The 13,119-nt window shown below is 75.4% G+C and carries 10 protein-coding genes, 1 tRNA gene and 3 pseudogenes; 6 read left to right on the top strand and 8 right to left on the bottom strand.

Translation table 11 applies throughout. The features are described from left to right. Positions 1–215: 215 nt before the first annotated feature. Positions 216–1,037: a hypothetical protein gene (locus tag ABEB13_RS32215; RefSeq protein ID WP_345708296.1), complete on the top strand. Its 822-nt coding sequence runs from the start codon at positions 216–218 to the stop codon at positions 1,035–1,037. A gap of 144 nt (positions 1,038–1,181) precedes the next feature. Here the strand turns inward: ABEB13_RS32215 and ABEB13_RS32220 are convergent, their stop codons facing one another. From ABEB13_RS32220 to ABEB13_RS32230, 3 genes are all read right to left on the bottom strand, one after another. Further along, a complete protein-coding gene (locus ABEB13_RS32220) occupies positions 1,182–1,928 on the bottom strand; it encodes an MBL fold metallo-hydrolase (RefSeq protein WP_345708297.1) in 747 nt (248 codons plus the stop codon). Positions 1,929–2,048: 120 nt separating this feature from the next. Beyond that, positions 2,049–3,104, bottom strand: coding sequence for a GlxA family transcriptional regulator (locus tag ABEB13_RS32225; protein ID WP_345708298.1), 1,056 nt, complete (start codon positions 3,102–3,104; stop codon positions 2,049–2,051). 224 nt (positions 3,105–3,328) lie between these two features. Next, positions 3,329–3,414 (bottom strand) — tRNA-Leu (locus ABEB13_RS32230). Positions 3,415–3,675: 261 nt separating this feature from the next. On the opposite strand from ABEB13_RS32230, the pseudogene ABEB13_RS32235 reads away from it, so the two are divergent. Next, positions 3,676–5,009: pseudogene (locus ABEB13_RS32235) on the top strand (M20/M25/M40 family metallo-hydrolase). Between the two features lie 87 nt (positions 5,010–5,096). On the opposite strand, the gene ABEB13_RS32240 reads toward ABEB13_RS32235, so the two are convergent. Both ABEB13_RS32240 and ABEB13_RS32245 read right to left on the bottom strand, forming a co-directional pair. Further along, positions 5,097–5,765 carry a response regulator gene (locus ABEB13_RS32240; protein WP_345708299.1) on the bottom strand — a complete coding sequence of 223 codons (669 nt, stop codon included), beginning with the start codon at positions 5,763–5,765 and terminating at the stop codon, positions 5,097–5,099. After that, positions 5,762–6,748, bottom strand: coding sequence for a sensor histidine kinase (locus tag ABEB13_RS32245; RefSeq protein WP_345708300.1), 987 nt, complete (start codon positions 6,746–6,748; stop codon positions 5,762–5,764). Before ABEB13_RS32245 ends, ABEB13_RS32240 begins: the two co-directional genes overlap by 4 nt. A gap of 488 nt (positions 6,749–7,236) precedes the next feature. Between ABEB13_RS32245 and ABEB13_RS32250 the strand changes: the two genes are divergently transcribed. From ABEB13_RS32250 to ABEB13_RS32255, 3 genes and pseudogenes are all read left to right on the top strand, one after another. Continuing rightward, the gene (locus ABEB13_RS32250) at positions 7,237–7,479 is read left to right on the top strand and encodes a chaplin (RefSeq protein WP_345708301.1); all 243 of its coding nucleotides are present in this window, start codon (positions 7,237–7,239) and stop codon (positions 7,477–7,479) included. A 225-nt stretch (positions 7,480–7,704) separates the two neighbouring features. Continuing rightward, a pseudogene (locus ABEB13_RS40825) lies at positions 7,705–7,884 on the top strand (chaplin); the annotation flags it as partial. A 50-nt stretch (positions 7,885–7,934) separates the two neighbouring features. Continuing rightward, complete coding sequence (locus tag ABEB13_RS32255; protein WP_425559924.1) at positions 7,935–8,513, top strand: chaplin; 579 nt, start codon at positions 7,935–7,937, stop codon at positions 8,511–8,513. Between the two features lie 125 nt (positions 8,514–8,638). Here ABEB13_RS32255 and ABEB13_RS32260 read toward each other — a convergent pair whose 3' ends face one another. Beyond that, positions 8,639–8,833 (bottom strand): DUF5703 family protein, encoded by a 195-nt coding sequence (locus ABEB13_RS32260; protein ID WP_100892454.1) that lies wholly within the window; start codon positions 8,831–8,833, stop codon positions 8,639–8,641. A gap of 336 nt (positions 8,834–9,169) precedes the next feature. Between ABEB13_RS32260 and ABEB13_RS32265 the strand changes: the two are divergent. Then, a pseudogene (locus ABEB13_RS32265) lies at positions 9,170–9,786 on the top strand (hypothetical protein). Between the two features lie 87 nt (positions 9,787–9,873). Here the strand turns inward: ABEB13_RS32265 and ABEB13_RS32270 are convergent. Both ABEB13_RS32270 and ABEB13_RS32275 read right to left on the bottom strand, forming a co-directional pair. Continuing rightward, the gene (locus ABEB13_RS32270) at positions 9,874–11,634 is read right to left on the bottom strand and encodes an ATP-binding domain-containing protein (RefSeq protein ID WP_345708302.1); all 1,761 of its coding nucleotides are present in this window, start codon (positions 11,632–11,634) and stop codon (positions 9,874–9,876) included. A gap of 326 nt (positions 11,635–11,960) precedes the next feature. Then, complete coding sequence (locus ABEB13_RS32275) at positions 11,961–12,941, bottom strand: aldo/keto reductase (RefSeq protein ID WP_345708303.1); 981 nt, start codon at positions 12,939–12,941, stop codon at positions 11,961–11,963. Between the last annotated feature and the right edge of the window lie 178 nt (positions 12,942–13,119).

Genomic DNA, 13,119 nt, shown 5'->3' on the forward strand with positions numbered 1-13,119 from the left:
GGCAACGCGCCACGGCGCTGCGAAGGTGCCCGGGACGACCTCGGTCGTCCCGGGCACCTTCGCGTCCGGAGCGCCGCCCACCCGGCCGGCCGAACGCCCGGACCGGGCCGCCGGGGCAGGCGTACCGCCGGGCGCTGCGCCGAGGGGCAGCACCTGGTGCACGGTGCGACGATCGGGGACAGGACAGCCCCGACACCCCCGGAAGGGGGACCAGGATGGGTTCCACACCGACCCCCGGCCACCGACGTGCGCGCCTCGGGCCGAGACTCCTCGCGGCTCCGGCCGCCGCCCTGCTGGTGGCGGGCGCTGCCGCCTGCGGAGGGCCGCCGGGCCCCGCCGCGCCACCCGCCGCGGCCACCGCCACCGGGGTGTCCGCATCCGGCAGCCCGGCGGCCGGGTCCCCCTCGCCGGCGCCCTCGCAGACCTCGCCGCTGCCCTCGGCCGAACAGCTCGGCACTGCGCTGCTCACCGCCGACGACCTGGGCCCCGCGTTCCTGGCGCCGCCCGACGAGGGCCAGTCCGGCAGCGGCAGCTCCACGACCACCGGCTGCCCGGCGCTGGGCGACCTGCTGGGCGGCGGGGACGACAGCCGGCCCGGCCGGGTGCACGTCGAGACCGAGTTCACCACCGCCGACGCCACCCCGTACGTCGGGGAGACACTCACCACGGAGGACGAGGCTGCGCTGACCGACGAGTACGGGAAGGCGGTGCAGGCCCTCACCACCTGCCGCTCGGTCACCTTCACCGGCTCGGACGGCAGCGTGACCTTCGCGCTCACCCCGACCGGGCTCGGTGGGCCCGGGGTGTCCGCCGTCCGCATGGACGGGGACCTCCAGGGCACCGCGTTGAACGGCTACCTCGCGGTGGAGCGCGTCGGCCCGGCCTTCCTCACCTACTGGTACCTCCAGGTCGACAGCGCGTCCTCGCAGCTCGCCGCCGCGCTGTACCGGCAGGCCTCCGACAAGGCCGCCCAGGTGCTGACCGGCGCGACGCCCTCGCCGACGGCCGGCGGCGGAGCGGCCGGCGCCGCCGTCTGACCGGACCGGACCGTACCGGGCCCCGGGCCCCGGGCCCCAGGCGCTGGATGCGGGGCGCGGGTCGGGCGTCGGGTGTCGGGCCGGGCGGATCCTGTGCCCGGTCCGGGCGAGCCCGCCGTGCGGCGGCCGGCGCTCCTGCGGACGTCAGCCGAGAACCTCAGGGATGCCGGGAGTGAGCCAGTGGAGGCGGTCGGCGAGCCCGGCCGCGGCGAAGCGGGCGGTGACGTCCTCGCGATCCTCGGTGAAGTGCTGCCACGAGGTGTAGTGGACGGGCACGACGGTGCGCGCGCCGAGGGAGCGGCTGAGCGCGGCGGCCTGGTCGCCGTCCATGCTGATCAGCCGGCCGTCCCGGTACTCCTCGAAGCGGGCGGCGCCGAGGTGCAGCAGGGCGGTCCCGATGGTGAACCGGCGCCCGACCTCGTCGAGTTCGGCGATGTGGACGGTGTCGCCCGAGATGTAGACGGCATCGTTCTCGCCGGGTACCTCCAGGACGAAGCCGACGACGTCGCCGATGTGCTCGGCGGGCGTCCCGGTGATGCGGAGGGTGGTGCCTGCCACGGTGAGTTCGTGGGTGGTCCACGGGGCGAGTCCGATCGCGCCGTCGCCGAGGCGCTCGGCGCCGCTGACGGTGGTGACGACCGGGCGTCCGGCGAGCAGCGTCCGGCCGGTGACATCGAGATTGTCGGCGTGCTCGTCGTGGCTGAGCAGGACGGCGTCGATCCGCGGTAGGTCGCGGGCGGCGACCGCGGGGCCGGCGGTGCTGCGCAGGACGACCGGGCCGTACGGGTAGGTGGACTGCGCAGGGTCGAAGACGGGGTCGGTGAGCAGGCGCAACCCGCCGATCTCCAGCAGGACGGTCGCGGTGCCGATGTGGGTCACGGTGATCTTCATGGTGGTCGTTCTCCTGGTCGGGGCGTGCCCGGGTGCTCCGGGCATGCCGGGGGTCGGCGCGGCGCGCGGTCGCGCCGTACCGGGGACGGGGGCCGGGGGTCGGGGGTCGGGGATCGGGTGTCAGGCCGGGGCGGAGATCCGGAAGCGCTCCCGGTAGTCGCCGGGGGTCGTGCCCAGGCGGTCGCGGACGACGCGGTACAAGGTCTCGACCGAGCCAGAGCCGCAGGTCCTGGCGATGTCGGCGGTCAGCCGGTCGGTGCGTTCGAGCAGGCGGCGGGCGGCCTCCAGCCGCATCTGCTCGACGAAGGCACCGGGTGTGCTGCCGGTCTCGGCGAGGAACACGCGGGCGAAGTGCCGTTCGCTCATCGCCATCCGGCCGGCCAGCGCCGGCACCGACAGATCGCCGTCGAGGTGTTCGCCGATCCAGCGCCGCAGGCCGCGGATGTCCTCACGGGTGCCGGGGAGCTGTGCCAGGGGGACACTGAACTGACTCTGTCCGCCCGGCCGCTGCATGTACATCACCATCGCGCGGGCGACGTCGAGCGCGACCTGGTCGCCGTGGTCCGCGGCGACCAGCGCCACGGCGAGGTCGATCGACGCGGTGATCCCGGCGCTGGTCCACATCCGCCCGGACCGCACGAAGATGGGGTCGGCGTCGACCTCGACCGCCGGGTGGTCCGAGGCGAGCCGCGCGGCCGTCGCCCAGTGGGTGGTGGCCCGATGGCCGTCGAGCAGCCCGGCGGCCGCGGTGACGTGCGCACCCGCGCACACCGACGCCACCCGCCCTGCGGCCGGCCCCGCTTCGCGCAGCCACCTCACCACCCCGGGGTCGACGCGCGGCACCGCGCTGCCCGCGCCGACGTCCACCCGGCCGGGCACCACCAGCGTCCCGATCGGGTCCGGCTGCCCGGCGACGTCGCGCTCGTCGAACCCGTACTCCGCGAACCCGTACTCCGCGAACTCGTGCTCGACGTAGAGCTGCACGCCGGAGAACGTCGGCACCGGGCCGCGTCGCTCGGCGACCAGGCGCACGTCGTAGCCCGTACGCCGCCCGTTCGATCGCAGCATCCGGTCCGCGGTGGCGAACACCTCGGCGGGGCCGGCCACATCCAGCGCGTCGATTCCGGGGAACACGGCGATCACCACGAGGTGGGGATCACGAAGCGAAGCGTCCATGCCCGCCACTCTCGCCTGCCGCGAATCCGTCCGCAATGACGCGACTCTGCAGGATCCGGCCATGGATCCGGCCATGGATCCGAGCGGCGCAGGGCACCCCGCCGCGCGGCCACCGCGCGGTCCGCCCTGCGGTGCCGCGCGCCCGGGGCATGCAAAGGTGCGGACCGAGGACTGCCTCGATCCGCACCTTGTCACTGCTTCATCTCCCCGTGGGGAGATGCTCTGTGTCCGAGGGGGACTTGAACCCCCACGCCCGATAAAGGGCACTAGCACCTCAAGCTAGCGCGTCTGCCATTCCGCCACCCGGACGGGGTGTCGTCCGCGCGGCGTGTCCCCGCGCTGACATGGATAACAGTAGCAAAGATCCGCTTCGGATCCCAAAACCGGCCCCCGGGCGCCCGCCGGGCTTCGATCGGCCGGGTCGGCGGGCCGACCGGACGGTGCCCGGGGGCCGGAGGGGCTTGGGGTGGCGCGGCCGCTGGGGGAGGATGGCGGAACGGTGCCCGCACGCCCGGTCCGGGCCGGGGGTGGCGTCGAGGAACGCCGGGCGGGCCGGATACGAGGAGTGGCCGTGAGTGAGTCGAAGGCAGGGTCGGGTACCCCGCGGGTGACGGCCGAGTCGGAGGTCGCCGAGATCTGCCGTGACCTGATCCGCATCGACACCAGCAACTACGGGGACGGCTCCGGGCCCGGCGAGCGCAAGGCGGCCGAGTACGTCGCGGAGCAGCTCGCCGAGTTCGGGGTCGAACCGCAGATCTACGAGTCGGCCAAGGGGCGGGCCTCCACCGTCGTCCGGATCGAGGGCGAGGACCGTTCGCGCCCCGGCCTGCTGATCCACGGCCACACCGACGTGGTGCCGGCCAACGCCGCCGACTGGACGTACGACCCGTTCGGCGGCGAGATCGCCGACGGCTGCGTCTGGGGCCGCGGCGCGGTCGACATGAAGGACATGGACGCGATGACCCTGGCGGTCGTCCGCGACCGCCTGCGCACCGGCCGCAAGCCCCGCGCGACCTCGTCCTCGCCTTCGTCGCGGACGAGGAGGCCGGCGGCACCTACGGCGCCCGCTTCCTGGTCGACAAGCACCCCGAGCTGTTCGAGGGCGTCACCGAGGGCATCGGCGAGGTCGGGGGCTTCTCCTTCACCGTCAACGACCAGGTCCGGCTGTACCTGGTCGAGACGGCGGAGAAGGGCATGCACTGGATGCGGCTCACCGTCGAGGGCCGCGCCGGCCACGGCTCGATGGAGAACGACGACAACGCCATCACCGAGCTCTGCGAGGCCGTGGCGCGCCTCGGCCGCCACCGGTTCCCGCTGCGGATCACCAAGACCGTGCGGGCCTTCCTGGACGAGCTGTCCGACGCCCTCGGCGTCGAGCTCGACCCGGAGAACATGGACGAGACGCTCCGCGTCCTCGGCGGCATCGCCAAGATGATCGGCACCACGCTGCGCAACACCGCGCAGCCGACCATGCTGGGCGCGGGCTACAAGGTCAACGTGATCCCCGGCCAGGCCACCGCCCACGTGGACGGGCGCTTCCTGCCCGGCTACGAGGAGGAGTTCCTGGCGGAGCTGGACTCGGTGCTCGGCCCGCGGGTCAAGCGGGAGAGCGTGCACTCGGACCGGGCGATCGAGACGAGCTTCGACGGGGCCCTGGTGGACGCCATGCAGTCCGCGCTGCGCGCCGAGGACCCGATCGCCCGCGCCGTGCCGTACTGCCTCTCCGGCGGCACGGACGCCAAGTCCTTCCAGGACCTCGGGATCCGCTGCTTCGGCTTCGCGCCGCTGCAGCTCCCGCCGGAGCTCGACTTCGCCGGGATGTTCCACGGCGTGGACGAGCGGGTGCCGGTGGACGGGCTGAAGTTCGGGGTGCGGGTGCTGGACCGCTTCCTGGACGCCTGCTGACGGCGCCGTAGGACCTCCGCCGCCCCGCCGCGGCACCCCGGCCCCGCAGACGGCCGGGGTGCCGCGGCGTCCGCTGGCACGAACTCCTCAGGTGTGGGGCCCGGACCGGACGCGGTCCGTCTCGTAGGCCCACATCGCGACCTCCACCCGGTTCCGGGCGCCGAGCTTGCCCATCAGGCTGGCGAGGTGGGTCTTCACGGTGCTGAGGCCGATGTGCAGCTCACCCGCGATCTCCTGGTTGGTCCGCCCGCGGGCCACGGTCAGCAGCACCTGCTCCTCCCGCTCCGTGAGCGGGTCGACCGGCTGCCGTCGGGCGCCGGCGGGCGCGGTGCCGGCGAAGGCCCGCAGCAGGCGGGTGGTGACGCTGGGCGCGATCAGCGCCTCGCCGTGCGCGGCGGCCCGGACGGCCTGCGCGAGCAGGGCCGGCCCGGCGTCCTTGAGCAGGAAGCCCCGGGCGCCGGCCCGCAGCGCGGCGTGCACGTACTCGTCGAGGTCGAACGTGGTGATGACGACGACGGCGAGCGGGTCGCCGACGGTCGGCCCGGCGAGCGCCAGGGTCGCGCCGATGCCGTCCAGCCCGGGCATCCGGATGTCGAACAGGCATACGTCCGGGCGCAGCCGACGGGCGAGTTCGACGGCGCGCAGGCCGTCGGCGGCCTCCGCGACCACCTCGATGTCCGGCTGCGCGTCGAGGATCATCACCAGCCCGGTGCGGACGATCTCCTGGTCGTCGGCGACCAGCACCCGGATGCTCATACCGCCACCGGACGGCACGGCAGCACCGCGGTCACGGTCCATCCCCGGCCCGGCCCGGGCCCGGCCCGGAGGGTGCCGCCGAGCAGGTCGGCGCGCTCCGCCATGCCGGTGAGGCCGTAGCCGGGCGACCCGGCCGGGCGGGCGTGGCCCGCCTCGCCGTCGTCGCTGACCCGCAGGCGGACCTGCTCGGCGCCGACGGTGACCCGGACCTCGATGCGGGTGGCGTGCCGGGCGTGCCGACGGGCGTTGGTGACCGACTCCTGGGCCAGCCGGTAGAGCGCGGCCGCCACCGAGGGCGGGAGGCCGTCGGTGGCACCGTCGACCTCCACGTCGACCGGCGGGCCCGGCTGCGCGTCCCCGCCGAGCCGTTCGAGGTCGGCGAGTCCGGGGCCGGGCGTGAGGTCGGCCGGCCGGTCCCGGCGCAGCACCCGGACCATGCCGCGCATCTCGGTGAGGGCCCGCGAGGCCTCGGTCTCGATCACCCGCAGGGCGTCGGTGGCGGCGTCCGGGCGGAGCCCGGAGGTGGCCAGGCCGGCCTGGGCGCGGATCGCCATCGCGGACACGTGGTGGGCCACCGTGTCGTGGAGCTCGCGGGCCAGCCGTTCGCGTTCGAGGAGTCTGACCCGGTCGAGCTCGCGCAGTCGTGCACCGGCCCGGTAGCGCACGGCGACCCCGAGGGCGCCGGCCGCGAGCAGCACGGCGAACCGTGCCACCAGGTCGCCGGGGCCCGTCCAGTGGAGGGCACTCGCCAGGCCGACCTTGCCGACCATGACCGCGGCGCCGGCCAGGGCCTGAGCCCCGGAGCCCCAGCGCAGCAGCGCGTACGGCAGCACGACGAGGTAGGCCATGGAGTAGAGCTCCGGCATGCCGCCGCCGGTGATCAGCGGGACGAGGGCGGTGCCGGCGAAGGCGACGGCCACCATGGCGAGCGGCTGCTGTCGGCGCCACACCAGGGTGGGCACCAGCGCGACCACGACGGCCACCGAGAGCCACCGCCAGGGAGGTCCGGCCGGAGCACGCCCTCCAGCACCGCTGCCGGTGCCAGCAGCCCGGCGAGCAGCACATCCCGTCGGCCGGGCGGCGGGATGCGGGGTGGCCGGGGCTCGGCCCGTGCGGTCCGCACGGCCCGCAGAAGTTCGCGCATCGGGTCATCGTACGAGCGCCGGCCGGTGCCGCGGATCGACCGAAAGTACGAGGACCCGGGGTGGTCGGTGCGTTCGGAACGGGGCGGTCGGGGAGGCCGCGGGCGGTGGCCGGAGCCGGGCCGTCCGCATTGTCCGAGGGAATGATTTGGGACAGCCGGAATCGCGCCCGGAAAAACGATTCTTCCCCTATTTTTCGGGCCGATCTGACGTTCGAGGCATCACCGTTGCGGGTGAATGGACGATCCGCGCCGTACCCCGTTTGCCGCAGTGTCGTTCAACCGGGTGCAGTCCGGGGGAACGGGCTGCGGAATCGACCAGGAGGACTCATGAAGGCCAAGAAGATCGCCGCCGTCGTCGCCGCCACCGGTGGGCTCGTGCTCGTCGGCGCGGGTGCCGCCTCGGCCCACGGCGGCGCCGCCGCCGAGGGTGTCGCGGCCGGCTCCCCGGGCGTGCTGTCCGGCAACCTGATCCAGGTGCCGGTGCACATCCCGGTGAACGTCTGCGGCAACACGATCAACGTGATCGGCCTGCTCAACCCCGCGTTCGGCAACAGCTGCGCGAACATCTGAGCAGTGCCGGGGCGTTGATCCCGGTCTTCTGACGGTGCCCCCGAGCGGTGGATCCCCGCTCGGGGGCACGTCTGTGTCCGGGCGCCGTCCAGCGGCCGTTCCCGGGCCCACTCGATCGGATGAAGATGCTGCGTCCGGCTCAACCTTCGGGCTTTCCATTCGTTGAGTGGTGTACGGGCGAAGATCTCGTCAGGAATTCGGACTATCAGAGGAATCAGGGGAGTTATGCGACAGGTCGCAAAGAGAGGGATCCTCACCGCCGTCGCCACGGGCAGTGTCCTGGCCTCCGCCTCGGGTTACGCCTACGCGGCCGGCAGCGAGGCCCAGGGCGGCGCGGCGAACTCGCCCGGCGTCGGCTCCGGGAACTCGGTGCAGGTTCCGGTGGACATCCCCGTCAACGCGTGCGGCAACACCGTCAACGTCATCGGGCTGCTCAACCCCGCCTACGGCAACCAGTGCGGCAACGTCTCCACCGGCCACCACGGCGGGTCCGCCGCGGGCGGGTCGGGGCAGACCGCTCCGGGCGGCGGCGCGGCGGGTGTCCCCGGGGGCGCCGGCGGCGACCACCAGGCCGGCGGCCACGAGGGGGCACCCGCGGCGGCGGCTCCTCGGCGAGCGGTGGCAGCCACGGCTCCCCGGGCGTCGGCTCCGGCAACACCGCGAGCGTCCCCGTGCACGCCCCGGTCAACGCCTGCGGCAACACCCTGGACGTGGTGGGTCTCGCCAACCCGGCCTTCGGCAACAGCTGCGGCAACCACTCCGTGGCGCACCCGCCGACCACCCCGCCGGAGCACTGCGGCTGCTCGGAGACCCCGCCCGTCCCGCCGACCACCGGCGAGCAGACGCCCCCGCCGCCCACCGGCACCGGGCGCACCGGTGACTCGGTCGGCCAGGCGCCCGCCGTCCCGGTCGTGCAGGCCGCGCGGCTGGCCTCCACCGGCGCTTCCGACATCGGCGGTCTCGCCGCGGCCGGTGCCGCCCTGCTGCTCGGCGGTGGCGTGCTCTACCGGCGTTCCCGGGCGGGCGCCCGCTGACGCCCGTCCCCCTCGCCCGCTGACGCGTGCCGCACCGCGCATGCCCGCCCCGGCCGCCACCGTGCGGCCGGGGCGGCTGCGCCGTCGCTGCGGGCGGCACCGGCCGGGCGCTCAGCGCACCGCGGTCACCAGCTGCGGACCTGCCGGATGATGCGGCGGCGCAGCCGGACGGTCCGGCTGCCGTCCGGGTAGAGCCGCAGGCGGTCGAGCTCCCAGTTGCCGTACTCGGCGTGGTCGGTCAGCAACTGCCTGGCCGCATTGCGGCTCGTTCCGCGCGGCAGGCGCAGCGACTGGTACTCGTACTCGGGTTGCTGCACCAGCTTCGGTGGGGTCAAGTCTTCCTCCTGCCTCGTGCCATCCGCCTGAACGCCAGCCTACGGCCTGCCACCGACGGCCGAACCCGGTGGGCGGCGGGCCGTCCGGCCCCGGTGGCGGCGGGTGCGGACGGTCCGGGAGCCGCGTGACGGGCGATCAGTTCCGGTAGCCGGAGCGATACCCCCGCGTCGGCCGGGTGAAGCGGGAACCGGGTGTTCCGGACACGTCCGGATGGCACAGATCCACGCGGATCGGACATCAGGGGGAACTTGTCGTGAATTCGTGGGCCGAGGTGACAACCCCTGTGCGTGTCGTCACCGGGTGGGGATAGCGTCTGCACCATGTCTGATGCCGCGCAGGTCACCATCAACGAGGTACGGGCCGCCGCCGAGGCGGTCAAGGCCGCCATCGACCGGCACCTGGAGGCCGTCGCCGGCACCACCGAGGAGAGCGATCCGGCCGTGGTGGCCGCCTACGAGGAGCTCGCCTCGGCGGCGATCACCTACGACCAGCTGCTGTACGAGGTCTTCGACGAGGTGACCCCGTTCGAGGTGCCCGGCGACGAGGGTTCGGGCGGGTACCACGGCCCCGAGCAGCCCGAGGCGATCAGCGTGCTGATCCGCCGCGACTACCTGGTCGCCGACCCGAAGCGGCTGCGGGCCCAGGCCGAGCGGGTGGAGGCCTCGCTCACCCCCGGCGGAGGCACCGCGGGCGGCGTGAACGCGGCGATCGGCGTGCTGTTCGGGGAGTTCGAGCCGGACGAGATCGCGGCGCGCTGCGAGGAGTTCGGCCTGGAGGAGGGCGACTCGACGCTCTGGGTGTCGGCGTCCGAGCCGACCGACCCGGGGAGTGGCTGCCGGAGCCCTTCGACGGCGCCGACCCCTCCCTGCTGATCTGCCGGTTCGACGTCAGCGAGGTCTACGACGACGAAGCGGAGGCGTTCGGTCCGGAGTCCTGACCCGGACGCCCGGCGGCAGCGCGGCCGGGGGCGGAGGCATTGCGCCTCCGCCCCCGGCCGTTTCCGTGTGCGGCTGTCGGGTGCGGCTCAGAACTCCTGGCCGGCGTGCTCGGCGAGGATCGCTCGCAGCCGGGTGGTGCGGTCCGTGGCGGGCCGCTCCGCGACGGCCTGGGCCAGCGCCGGGCCGCCGCCGTGGATCACCGACAGGTGGCGCTCGGCGCGGCCGAAGGCGGTGTACACCCACTGCCGGGTGAGTCCGGCGACGGCGTCCCCGGGGACGACGGCGACCACGCCGGGCCAGCGGCGGCCGACGGCCTGGTGGGCGGTGAGCGCCCAGCCGTGCCGCAGCCGGGTGGTCTGCGCGGGCGACAGGGTCAGCCGGGCGCCGTCCGACAGTTCCAGGTGGAGACCGGCGGCGTCGCCGTCGAGCACCCGGCCGGGCAGCGTGGTGCCGGGCGCGGGGGACCACGCCACCCGGTCGCCCGGGTCGAAGCCGCCGAAGACGCCGGGGCCCGGGTTCAGCCGGGCCTTGGCCGCGGCGTTGAGCGCCCGGGTGCCGGCGCTGCCGGCGTGCCCGGGAGTCACCAGCACCACCTCCTCCGCGGGGATGCCGAGAGCCCGCGGGATGGAGTCGGCGAGCAGCTGGACGGCGCGGTGGACGGCCTCGTCCGGGGTCTGCGCGGCCAGCACCACGACCTCCTTCTCCGGGGCCTCGACCGGCTGCAGCTCGCCGATCGAGACGCCGGAGACCAGCTCGCCGATCGGGCCCGGGTCGGGGGTGCGGGAGGCGACCACCGGGCAGAACCTGGCGGCCAGCAGGTCGGCGGCGAAGCGGCCCGGGCCCGCGGACCACAGCTGCCCGGGGTCGACGCTGAGCACCAGGCGGGTGCCGTCGGCGACGGCCTCCAGCAGGGTGGCGGCGAGTTCGACGTCGAGCAGGTGGGCCTCGGGGACGACGAGCAGGTCCGCAGCGAGGGTGCCGTCCACGGCGCGGCCGGGGCCGGTACGGCCGGTCAGCAGGTCGCCGAGGACGGCGATCCGCCCGGCGGCGGAGCCCGGTGCCGCCGCGGCGAGGGCGCGGCACCCGTGGTCCGTCCAGGGCGCGGCCCAGGCCTGCAGGCCGAGGCCGTCGGCGGCGGTGAGCAGCGCGGCGAGCTCGGCGCGGGAGGCCTCGCCGCCGGTGTGCACCACCAGGGCGCTGTCGGCGACGGCGCGGATCAGCGCGGTGGCCGAGGAGGACGTCGCGGCCTCGGCGGCGGCTGCCCAGGCGGCCGGGCCGGGTCGGACGGGCACGTAGGCGGGGGCGGCGGTCGGCTGCCCGCTCCCGCCGTCCTCGACGCCGCCTGCGGCGTCCCCCTCCTCCTCGGCGTCCCCCGCAGCGTCGGCCGTGCCCGCGTCCTCGTCCGTACCGGCGTCCTCGGGGGTGCCCTCGACGGTGTCCGCGTCGTCGTCCGTGCCCGGGACGAGGGTGGACAGCACCCGGACGAGGCCCTCGCCGAGGCTCTCCTCCGCGAGCGCGAGGCGCTCCAGGGCGAGCAGGGTCCGGGTGGGCGGCTCCTCCTCGTCGGAGCCGTGGTGGCCCGGCAGCTCCTCCTGGAAGGCCATCACCAGGCCGTCCACGACGACCTCCTGGAGGGCCGCGGCCGGCTCGGGCAGGCCGAGTCGCTGGAGGCCCGCGGCGACCTCGCCGATCTCCTGGGCGGAGTGCCCGCGCAGCGCGGCCTGCTCCAGCAGCCAGGGCACCAGGGCCCGGGCGCGGCGCGGGTCGCCGGGGCCGGCGGCCGGGCCGAGCAGGCCGCGGGCGAAGCCGTCCGCCTGCTCCGGCCGGACGTCCGGCAGCGCCAGCACGGCCCACGGGTCCTCGCGCAGCTGCTCCGCGGCGCCCTCGCCGAGGGCGGCGACGGCGGGCTCGGCCAGCGCCGCGGGGCGCCGCCGGCGGTCAGGAGCTCGGCGGCGGCGGCCAGGGCGGCCGCGCGCTGCTCGTCACCGGCGGGGCCGGCCGGTGCGGCACCGGCCGCGGCACCGGCGTCGGTGGCCGCCCCGGCATCAGGGGCGGCGGGCCCGGACGACGAGCCCGCCGCGCGGATCGCCTCGGCGAGCGCGGCGACCGCCTCGGCCTGCCGGTCCGGGGCGGTGTGCTCCGCTTGCGTCATGTCAGCTCCTCACGGCCGGCGTCACAGCTCCGTCCAGCCCTGGTCCGGGTAGCGGTGCACCGGCGCCGAGACGTCGTCCAGCGCACCGCGGATCTCACCCGGAAGCGTAAGGGCCTCCGCCGACAGCGCCGCCTGCAGCTGGGCGGCCGTGCGGGCGCCGACCAGGGCGGAGGCCACCCCGGGCCGGTCCCTGACCCACGCGAGGGCGACCTTGAGCGGGCTGCTGGCGAGGCCGTCGGCGGCGGTGGCGAGGGCGTCGACGATCCGCCGGGAGCGTTCGCCGAGGTACGGCTGGACGACGGCGGCGTGGTAGGTCGACGCCCCGCGGGACTCGGGCGGCACGCCGTGCCGGTACTTGCCGGTCAGCACGCCGCGGCCGAGCGGGGAGGAGGCGAGCAGGCCGATGCCGGTGTCCTGGGCGGCGGGCAGCACCTCGCGCTCCAGGCCGCGCTGGAGCAGCGAGTACTCGAGCTGGGCGGCGGCCGGCGGCACCCGGGAGGGGTCGCCGTGGTGCCAGGCGGCGGCCTTGGCGAGCTGCCAGCCGCTGTAGTCGCAGAACCCGGTGTAGCGGGCCCGCCCGGACCCGACCGCCAGGTCGAGGGCGTGCAGGGTCTCCTCCATCGGGGTCGTCGGGTCGTACCCGGCCACCTGCCAGAGGTCGACGTGGTCGGTGCCGAGCCGGCGCAGCGAGGCGTCGAGGGCGGCGAGCAGGTGGCCGCGGGAGGTGTCGTGCCGGGGGCCGGGGCCGCCCAGCGCGCCGGCCTTGGTGGCGATGACGAGTTCGGAGCGGGCGACCAGGCCGTCGGTGAGCCGGGAGAGCAGGTACTCGGCGCCGCCGTCGGCGTACCCGTCGGAGGTGTCCACGAGGGTGCCGCCGGCGTCGACGAACGCCTTGAGCTGCTCGGCCGCCTCGTGCTCGTCCGTGTCGCGGCCCCAGGTCATGGTGCCGAGGCCGAGCCGGGAGACCTTCAGGCCCGTCCGGCCGAGGTGGCGCTGTTCCATCGGGACGGCCCTCCGAAGGCTGGTAAATCCGCAGGTGGGCAGGGAGCCCCCACGTCGGCAGAGCGTAGCGGCAGCGACACGAAGCGTAGGCGCGACCCGCGCGTACGGGTGACGCAGGCCACAGCTACCGGCCAGTAGCATGGCGGGCGGCGGCGGGGCTACCCTCGCCCTACGGACC

The sequence above is a fragment of the Kitasatospora paranensis genome, from assembly GCF_039544005.1.
Lineage (GTDB): Bacteria > Actinomycetota > Actinomycetes > Streptomycetales > Streptomycetaceae > Kitasatospora > Kitasatospora paranensis.

What these genes read in the sequence shown, in the direction of transcription:
- ABEB13_RS32215 (WP_345708296.1), top strand. Translation starts at nt 216, where the DNA reads ATGGGTTCCACACCGACCCCCGGCCACCGACGTGCGCGCCTCGGGCCG.
- ABEB13_RS32220 (WP_345708297.1), bottom strand. Translation starts at nt 1,928, where the DNA reads ATGAAGATCACCGTGACCCACATCGGCACCGCGACCGTCCTGCTGGAG.
- ABEB13_RS32225 (WP_345708298.1), bottom strand. Translation starts at nt 3,104, where the DNA reads ATGGACGCTTCGCTTCGTGATCCCCACCTCGTGGTGATCGCCGTGTTC.
- ABEB13_RS32240 (WP_345708299.1), bottom strand. Translation starts at nt 5,765, where the DNA reads ATGAGCATCCGGGTGCTGGTCGCCGACGACCAGGAGATCGTCCGCACC.
- ABEB13_RS32250 (WP_345708301.1), top strand. Translation starts at nt 7,237, where the DNA reads ATGAAGGCCAAGAAGATCGCCGCCGTCGTCGCCGCCACCGGTGGGCTC.
- ABEB13_RS32275 (WP_345708303.1), bottom strand. Translation starts at nt 12,941, where the DNA reads ATGGAACAGCGCCACCTCGGCCGGACGGGCCTGAAGGTCTCCCGGCTC.